The organism is Thioalkalivibrio sp. (assembly GCF_007692535.1).
Classification (GTDB): domain Bacteria; phylum Pseudomonadota; class Gammaproteobacteria; order Ectothiorhodospirales; family Ectothiorhodospiraceae; genus Thioalkalivibrio.
Map to the genome: position 1 here is coordinate 1 of NZ_REBW01000175.1, position 8,150 is coordinate 8,150.

An 8,150-nucleotide genomic window follows, 5' to 3' on the forward strand; every position below is an offset into this window, starting at 1 on the left:
CGGCGCTGGTCGCCGAAGACCTTCACTTTCACGACCACCCGCCCGCCCGGCTTCGCTTTCCAGAACGGGCAGTTCGTGACATTGGGGCTGCGACGGGACGGGAAGCTCGTCCCGCGCGCCTATTCGATCGTGTCGGACCCGCGCGAGCCGGACCTCGAGTTCCTCAGCATCCACGTCCCGGACGGAGAGCTGACCAGCCAACTCGCCGAGGCCGACATCGGCGACAGCGTCTGGATCAACAACAAGGTCACGGGCTCCTTGACCGTGGATCACGTCCTGCCGGGTCGGAACCTTTACCTGCTGGCCACGGGCACCGGCATCGCGCCGTTCATCTCCCTGATCCGGGGTGCAAAGGTCTTCGAACGCTTCGAGCGGGTGATCCTGGTCCACAGCGTCCGCACCGCGCCGGAGCTCAGTTACCGCGAGGAAATCGAAAACAGGGTCGGACCGCAACTGCGCTATGTCCCGACAGTGACCCGGGAACCGCACTCCAACAATCAGCGCGGTGCGGACCTCTTTCGCAGCGGAGAACTGTTCCGGATGCTCGGCCTGCCCGCCGCCGATCCGGAACACGACCGGGTCATGCTCTGCGGAAATCCGGAGATGAACCGCGACATGGTCACTTTCCTGAAGGAACATGGCTGGACCATGACCAACTACAAGGGGGTCGGCAACTTCACGGTCGAGCAGGCCTTCGTGGGTGCGCGCTCCTGCGAGTGATCACGGCCGAGCCGATCACCAATCGATGAAGAACAGGATGGTCGTGACGGCCCCGACCAGAACAATCGTATTGCGCAGGATCACCGGCGCCAGCACGCGACCGACCCGGGCACCGACGAGCCCGCCCAGGGTCGCCGCAATCGCCATCGGCAGGATTTCGCCCCAGGAAATCAGTCCTCCCACCGCGTAAACCAGCACCGCGATCAGCGTGAGCACCGCCGACAGCAGGTTCTTCAGGCCATTGGCGATACGCAGGTCGTGTACGCCCAGCAGGCGGAACATCGCCAGCATCACGATGCCCATACCGCCATTGAAGTAGCCGCCGTAGGCACACACGCTGAGGATACCGATCCTGGCACCGGGGCCAGCGGTCCTTCTTTCGCGACTGGCCAGCCGCCGCTGCAGGGCGGGGCCGAAGGCGAACAGCAGCGTGGCAAAAAGCAGCAGCCAGGGCACGATGCCGCGAAAGGCCTGCTCCGGTGTCGCGAGCAGGAGCAGCGCTCCACCGGCGCCACCGAGGGTCCCGAGGATCAATACCGCCACCAGGGACAGGCCGACCGGTGCCTTTATCAGGTCCCGGTAGCTCCAGGCGCTGGCCAGATAACCCGGCAGCAGGGCCGCGGTTCCCGTGGCGTTGGCGGACACGGCCGGAACCCCGGCAAAGACCAGCGCCGGCAGTGTCAGGAAACTGCCGCCCCCGGCCAGGGCATTGATGCCACCGGCGAAAAAGGCTGCCACCGTGATCACCAGAAGTGGAAGCAGATCCGGCGTCACGTCCGCAAGCCTCGCCGGGCAAGGCGACGCGATCCCCCGCGGGCCAGCGCCGGTGCCACCGACCGCTTCAGGACGGCAGATCCCGCGACTTCACGCCGTCCACCGCGCGCTGGCTGATCTCGGCCCGGTAGAACCACTCGTTCCCTGGCAGGGCGTTGGGGTTCGGAAAGACGATGAAGCCGTCGGCGGGCGACCGAACGATCTGCCCATCGGCACGGATGCCGATTTCCTCACCAGCGCAGACCCGGTCGAAGCTCCGCCAGGGGCGGGTGAACCCGTCCCGCATGTCATCCCGATCGATCACCTCGACCAGGCGCAGGACCTCGAGATCGGTCCGCGGGCCCGGCGGCGGCAATTCCATCAGGCCCAGGTGTGCCAACGTGTTCAGGATCGCCTGATACGCCACTTCCGGCGCCTCGGGGTCATCGTGCTGTCCGCACTCCAGGGTGACACCGTAGCCGCCCTGGCTGCGTATGTACTCAGTGGTGCCGATGCCATAGCTGGGATCGGTACTGAGCATCTGCGCGCGCAGACTGGCGTTCGGGTTGCGCAGGCGACGGGCCACCCCCAGGGAATAGGTGTCCAGCCAGCCCTCGACGATCCGCCGCGGCCCGAGCCGGCGCACCAGGGCCTCTTCCTCGGGCGCCCGCCGGAAGGACTCCAGCCCGCCGTCGTTGTTCTCCGGCCCGAGCATCACGAAGGGCTCTCCGGGGGTGTGGAAGGAGTGCAGATCCAGCAGCACGTCGTGCGCGCCGAGCAGCGGGCAGAGGCGGTTGGCGAGGTGGTCCTCGAAGTCCTGCGGCTCTGCCGTCACCCGGAAATTGCGATTCAGATTGCGCTCACCCATTCGCTCGCCACGCTGGAACGCCAACGGGTTCGTCACCGGAACCATGGTGAGGGTGCCCCGGAGCAGTTCATGCTCCTGCCGCTCGAGTTCCCCCGCGAGCCGGAGAATGGCCTGGGTGCCACAGGTCTCGTTACCATGCACCGCGCCGAACACGATCAGCCGGGGGCCAGGCTGCAAGCCGTAATAGCTGATGCTGCGCAGCGCGGTGGGCGATCGGGGGGGCGTGTGACTGGATGACATTCGCAAACTCCGTTACCAGGAACGCACAGTGCTGATTCCGCGCGCCGAGCGCCGGGAGGACCCGGCGAGTCGCGGTCGTTCGGGCTTCCCCGCCACATGCTTCGCCTCGGCTCAGGCAGTACACTGCGCGTGCGAGAATGGGCGCCGGCCCAGGGCAACCGATGCCGAGAAATTGTTACTCTATAACAGTCTGTTGACGACGCGAGGCCACACAGGAGGCCAGCACATGCTCAAGGATATCGAAAATCTTCCGAGAGGGAGCCGGTTTCCGCGCGAGGAGATCCTTGGCCGCCTCAATCTGAACGCCGAGGGACTGATCCCGGCCATCGCCCAGCAACACGACACGGGCGAAGTGCTGATGATGGCCTGGATGAACGCGGAGGCGCTGGAGGAGACATTGACCACGGGGCGGGTATGCTATTTCTCCCGCTCGCGCGGACGGCTCTGGCGCAAGGGGGAAAGCTCGGGCCAGATTCAGCGGCTGAAGGGGTTTTACATCGACTGTGACGGCGACACCCTCCTCCTGCGGGTGGACCAGACCGGCCCCGCCTGCCATACCGGCCGCTCGAACTGCTTTTTCCTCCGTGTCGACGGTCACGAGGTGGTGGTCACGGCCAACCCCCTGATCGACCCCGAAGTCCTGTACGGCAGTGACCCGGCCTCCTCCCCACAGACCCCGGCAAACGATCCGACATGAAGACGCTGTCCCTGCACAACACCCTCGGTGGCAAGCTGGAACCTTTCGTCCCGGCCGATCCGCAGCGGGTGACCATGTATGTCTGCGGGCCCACCGTGTACAACTTCGTGCACATCGGCAACGGGCGCCCGGTGGTCGTCTTCGACGTGCTGTTCCGGGTGCTGCGCACGCTGTTCGGCCCCGAGCATGTGATCTATGCCCGCAACATCACCGACGTCGACGACAAGATCAATCAGGCCGCGGCCGCCAACGGCGAGGAGATCGGAGTCCTGACCGCGCGTTACACCGCGGCCTTTCACGAGGATGTCGCCAGACTGGGCGCCCTGCCCCCGACGCTCGAGCCACGCGCCACCGGACACATCGGGCCGATGATCGCGCTGATCGAAAACCTGATCGAGCGCGGGCACGCCTATGTCGCCGCGGACCACGCACTCTACGACGTGCGTTCCTACCCGGAATACGGGCGTTTGTCCGGCCGCAGTCTCGACGACATGCGTGCCGGTGCCCGCGTCGAGGTCGCCGACTACAAGCGCGACCCGGCCGATTTCGTGCTCTGGAAACCGGCGCGCCCCGGTGAGCCGTCCTGGCCCAGCCCCTGGGGGCCGGGGCGCCCCGGCTGGCACCTCGAGTGCTCGGCGATGATCGAGACCCACCTCGGTGAGACCATCGACATCCATGGCGGTGGCCACGACCTGGTCTTCCCGCACCACGAGAACGAGATCGCACAGGGCTGCGGCGCCCACGGCGTGGAATATGCCCGTTACTGGGTACACAACGGGCACGTGACGGTCGATGGCGAGAAGATGTCCAAGTCGCTCGGCAACTTCCGCCTGCTGCGCGACCTTCTGGACGTGTATCCGGGCGAGGTCCTGCGCCTGGCGCTCCTGACCCGGCATTACCGGGCGCCGCTGAATTTCTCCGAACGCGGGCTGGAACAGGCGCACAACAGCCTGAACAGCCTGTACCGGGTGCTGCGGGATCACGCAGACACTCCTTCCGCCGCACTGGATGTCCGTGACACAACCGCATTCGCGGCCCTGCTCGACGATCTCAATACGCCTGCGGCGATCGCCGAACTGCACCGACTGGGCGATGCGCTGGCCGGCGCAGCGTCTGCGACAGAAGCCGCCCAGCGCAAGGCCGAGTTGCTGGCTGCGGGCGATCTGCTGGGCCTGCTGCAACAGGACCCGGTTGACTGGTTCCAGGCAGGCGCCGCCGGGGCTGCGTCCAACGAGTGGATCGAGGAACGCATCGCCGAGCGTCAGGCCGCCCGCAAGGCCCGGGACTTTGCGCGTTCCGATGCCATACGCGACGAACTGGCCGCCGCCGGAGTCCAGTTGGAGGACACCGCCAGCGGGACGCGCTGGCAACGCGCGGAGGCTGTGCCGACGGACGAGGCATGAGCCGGCACGCGCGCGGCACGGGGCGGGTAGTCCCCGGCAGACGGCCCGACTTGGCCACGCTGCTACGGGTTGGGCTGCTGGGCGCCTTCCTGCTGCTCGCGGGTACCGCGACGGCCCATCCCCACGCATGGATCGACCTGCGTGTGAGCCTGCTGTTCGACGACGCCGGGGATCTGTACGCGCTGCGGCAGGAATGGGTCTTCGATCCCAGCTACAGCCACCTGCTGCTGGAGGACATGGACGCCTCGGAGCCCGGGCTGGCCATGGACACCGCCCTGCGGAAGATGACCGAGCGCATGCTCGAAAACCTGCGCGAGTATGACTATTTCACCGAGATCCGCAGGAACGAACGGCGCCTGGACATTGCCGAAGCCCGGGACGGAGAACTGCTGTGGCACCAACGCCGGCTGCACCTGCACTTCGAGCTGCCGCTGGAGCCGATGCGGCCGGACAGCGCGCAACCGCTCCAGTACCGCGTCTACGATCCGAGTTACTGGATCGAGGTGCTGCACGATCCGGACGACGTGATCCACCTGGAAGGCACCCGGGGCTGCGAGGCGCGTCTGGAGCGGGCCCGGCCCGAGGGTTGGCTGGTGGCTTATGCGGCCACCCTGAACCGCGACCAGCGCGCACCCATTGAGGATCTGGGACGATCCTTCGCCGAGGCGGTGGTCATTCAATGCGACGAGAGATAGACGATCCATGAGGTTGCGATGAGACGTTCCGGATATTCATGGCCTTTCCCATGGGCCTCCGGCTGGGCACCCATCCTCCTGCTGCTGACCCTCCTGGCGCTGCCGGCGTTGGCTGTCGCCAATCCGTTTGGCGCGCCTCCCGCCGCCGAGTCTGCGGAGTGGACGCTGGTGGATCGCGCCTCGGCCTGGATCCTGCAGACGCAGCGCGACCTGCATCGGCGACTGACCCTGGTCCTGCACGAACTCGACGAGACGCCCACTGCCCGAACCGCGGCCGCGTTGATCCTGGCGAGCTTCCTCTACGGGATCTTCCACGCCGCCGGTCCGGGCCACGGCAAGGCCGTCATCAGCACGTACCTGCTGACGCATCGCCAAAGCCTGGCCCGGGGGATCTGGCTGTCCACCCTGTCCTCCCTGATGCAGGGCGTGACCGCGATCGTCGCAGTGCTGCTGTTGATCGGTCTGTTCGGGTGGCTGGCCCGTGACACCATGGGCCAGGTACGCAATCTGGAACTGGCGAGCTTTCTGCTGGTGGCCCTGCTCGGGCTCTGGCTCATCGGGCGGGGACTGCGGTCGATCTGGCGATTGCGCCGCGACGCGCGGCCGCGGGAGCCTTTCCCGATTCCGGTTCAGCCACGCGCCGGCCTGGGCGATTCCGTCAGTTCGGCGGCCTCACCCGCTTTTTTGCGGGTTTCGGACAACCCGCCTGCCCGAGGGTCCGGGGCCATGCTGCTCAGCGGCAGGGAAACCCGGGATCAGGGCCATGACTGCGGCTGCGGCACGCCTCACCACGTGAACCCGAACCTGCGCGGACCCTGGTATGCGACCGTCTTCGCCGTAGGCATCCGCCCCTGTTCGGGTGCGGTTCTGGTCATGGCGGTGTCGTATCTGCTCGGGATCTGGCTGGCCGGCGTCGCGGCGGTACTGGCGATGTCACTGGGTACCGCGATCACGGTCTCCGTACTCGCGATCCTCGCCGTGCAGGCGCGGGACTGGACGCGGCGCCTGCTCCGGCCGACACCGCTCGCCACCCTGCGCTATGCCGGGCCACTGGTGGGCATGGCGGGCGGTACCGTGATCTTCCTGGTCGGCTGGATCCTGTTCCAGGGCACCCTGGCCGTCGAACCCCTGCGCCACCCACTGGGGTTGTAGAAACCCATCGAAGGGCGCCTAAGGGTGGCGGCCGACTCCAGGCTGTTGCACTATGCTGGCGTCGTGTTAATGGGCCATCGGGCCAGTCAGTAGGCCACCCAGTCGGCCATCGATCAGACACAGGAGCACCATGACCACCTCCGTGATCACCCCGGAAAGGGCCGGTAGCCTCGCCGGCCTCTTTCGTGAGCGGGTGCAGGCCACCCCGAACAAGATTGCCTACCACCAGTTCGACATCGCCCGCGGGGCCTGGGTGAAATGCACCTGGGCCGATATCGCCACCGAGGTCGGGCGCTGGCAATTCGCGCTACGGCGCGAGGGACTGGAACCGGGCGACCGGGTCGCGCTGATGTTGCGCAACTCTCGGGAGTGGATCACCTTCGACCAGGCGGCGCAGGGCCTGGGACTGATCACCATCCCGCTGTACACCGATGATCGGGCCGACAACATCGCCTACATCCTCGAGCAGGCCGGCGTGAAGCTGCTGCTGGTCGAGGGCAAGATCCAGTGGCGCCGCCTCGTGCCGGCCCTGGACAAGATGCCCACGGTCCGAAGCATCATTTCCCTGCATAGCATCGAGGACGGCGACCTGCCCGGCGATTCGCGTCTGAAGGTCGCCTCCGACTGGCTGTTCGGTCTGCACGGGGAACTGGTGACCCATTCGCCAAAGCCCGAGGACCTGGCGACCATCGTCTACACGTCGGGCACCACCGGTCGGCCCAAAGGGGTGATGCTGTCGCACCGGAACCTCCTGTTCAATGCCTACGCGGCCGCCCAGTGCGGGCCGCTGAATGCGGATGACATCTTTCTCTCGTTCCTGCCCCTGTCGCACACCCTGGAACGGACCGCCGGCTACTACCTGCCGATGCTGATCGGCGCCGAAGTCGCCTTCGCGCGTTCCATCCCCCAGTTGGGCGAGGACCTGACCATCGTCAAGCCCACGGTGCTGATCTCCGTACCGCGCATCTACGAAAGCGTGTACGCGAAGATCCAGACCGGCCTGAAGCAGAAATCCGCGTTCGCCCGCTTCCTGTTCCGGACCACCGTCGACACCGGGTGGGCCCGCTTCGAGCATGCGCAGGGGCGCGCCGGCTGGTCGCCGCGCTTCCTGCTCTGGCCCCTGCTGCATCGCCTGGTGGCCAGGAAGGTGTTGGCCCGTCTGGGCGGACGCCTGCAGTACGCGGTCTGCGGCGGGGCGCCGTTGCCCCCGCCGATCGCCCGCTTCTTCATCGGCCTCGGTCTTCCCGTCTACCACGGCTATGGCCTGACCGAGGCCAGCCCGGTGGTGACCGCAAACCGGCCCGACGACAACCTCCCCGCCTCGATCGGAGCCCCACTGCCGGGGATCGACGTCTGCATCGGCGACAAGGACGAATTGCTGACCCGCAGCCCATCGGTGATGCTCGGTTACTGGAAGAACGAAGAGGCCACCAAGGCTGCGATCGACAGCGACGGCTGGCTGCACACCGGGGACAAGGCCCGGGTCGACGATCAGGGGCACGTGTTCATTACCGGCCGAATCAAGGACATCATCGTGCTCGGCAACGGCGAGAAGATCCCCCCTGCGGACATGGAGATGGCGATCCAGCTCGACAGCCTTTTCGACCAGGTCATGGTCGTTG

At 66.7% G+C, this 8,150-nt stretch carries 8 protein-coding genes; 6 read left to right on the forward strand and 2 right to left on the reverse strand.

Going from position 1 to position 8,150, the window contains the following annotated elements; all coding sequences use genetic code 11:
- A partial coding sequence (locus EA346_RS10155) for a ferredoxin--NADP reductase (RefSeq protein WP_296758229.1) occupies positions 1-720 on the forward strand: 720 nt, incomplete at its 5' end.
- A 15-nt stretch (positions 721-735) separates the two neighbouring features.
- Here EA346_RS10155 and EA346_RS10160 read toward each other — a convergent pair.
- Entirely contained in the window at positions 736-1,494 is a 759-nt protein-coding gene (locus EA346_RS10160; RefSeq protein ID WP_296758232.1) for a sulfite exporter TauE/SafE family protein, read from the reverse strand.
- 67 nt (positions 1,495-1,561) lie between these two features.
- Complete coding sequence (locus EA346_RS10165; protein WP_296758234.1) at positions 1,562-2,581, reverse strand: succinylglutamate desuccinylase/aspartoacylase family protein; 1,020 nt, start codon at positions 2,579-2,581, stop codon at positions 1,562-1,564.
- 226 nt (positions 2,582-2,807) lie between these two features.
- Here EA346_RS10165 and hisI point away from each other — a divergent pair, with 226 nt between their 5' ends.
- From hisI to EA346_RS10190, 5 genes are all read left to right on the forward strand, one after another.
- Positions 2,808-3,278, forward strand: coding sequence for a phosphoribosyl-AMP cyclohydrolase (hisI, locus tag EA346_RS10170; protein ID WP_296758236.1), 471 nt, complete (start codon positions 2,808-2,810; stop codon positions 3,276-3,278).
- Positions 3,275-4,681, forward strand: a complete 1,407-nt coding sequence (gene cysS, locus EA346_RS10175; protein ID WP_296758239.1) for a cysteine--tRNA ligase — start codon at positions 3,275-3,277, stop codon at positions 4,679-4,681. Before hisI ends, cysS begins: the two co-directional genes overlap by 4 nt.
- The gene (locus tag EA346_RS10180; protein ID WP_296758241.1) at positions 4,678-5,376 is read left to right on the forward strand and encodes a DUF1007 family protein; all 699 of its coding nucleotides are present in this window, start codon (positions 4,678-4,680) and stop codon (positions 5,374-5,376) included. The genes cysS and EA346_RS10180 overlap by 4 nt, the downstream gene beginning before the upstream one ends.
- An 18-nt stretch (positions 5,377-5,394) precedes the next feature.
- The gene (locus EA346_RS10185; protein WP_296758243.1) at positions 5,395-6,528 is read left to right on the forward strand and encodes a nickel/cobalt transporter; all 1,134 of its coding nucleotides are present in this window, start codon (positions 5,395-5,397) and stop codon (positions 6,526-6,528) included.
- Positions 6,529-6,658: 130 nt separating this feature from the next.
- The coding region (locus tag EA346_RS10190) for a long-chain fatty acid--CoA ligase (RefSeq protein ID WP_296758244.1) at positions 6,659-8,150 on the forward strand (1,492 nt) is incomplete at its 3' end.

Coding starts and splice junctions, on each gene's coding strand:
- EA346_RS10185 (WP_296758243.1), top strand. CDS start 5,395: ATGAGACGTTCCGGATATTCATGGCCTTTCCCATGGGCCTCCGGCTGG.
- EA346_RS10165 (WP_296758234.1), bottom strand. CDS start 2,581: ATGTCATCCAGTCACACGCCCCCCCGATCGCCCACCGCGCTGCGCAGC.
- EA346_RS10180 (WP_296758241.1), top strand. CDS start 4,678: ATGAGCCGGCACGCGCGCGGCACGGGGCGGGTAGTCCCCGGCAGACGG.
- cysS (WP_296758239.1), top strand. CDS start 3,275: ATGAAGACGCTGTCCCTGCACAACACCCTCGGTGGCAAGCTGGAACCT.
- hisI (WP_296758236.1), top strand. CDS start 2,808: ATGCTCAAGGATATCGAAAATCTTCCGAGAGGGAGCCGGTTTCCGCGC.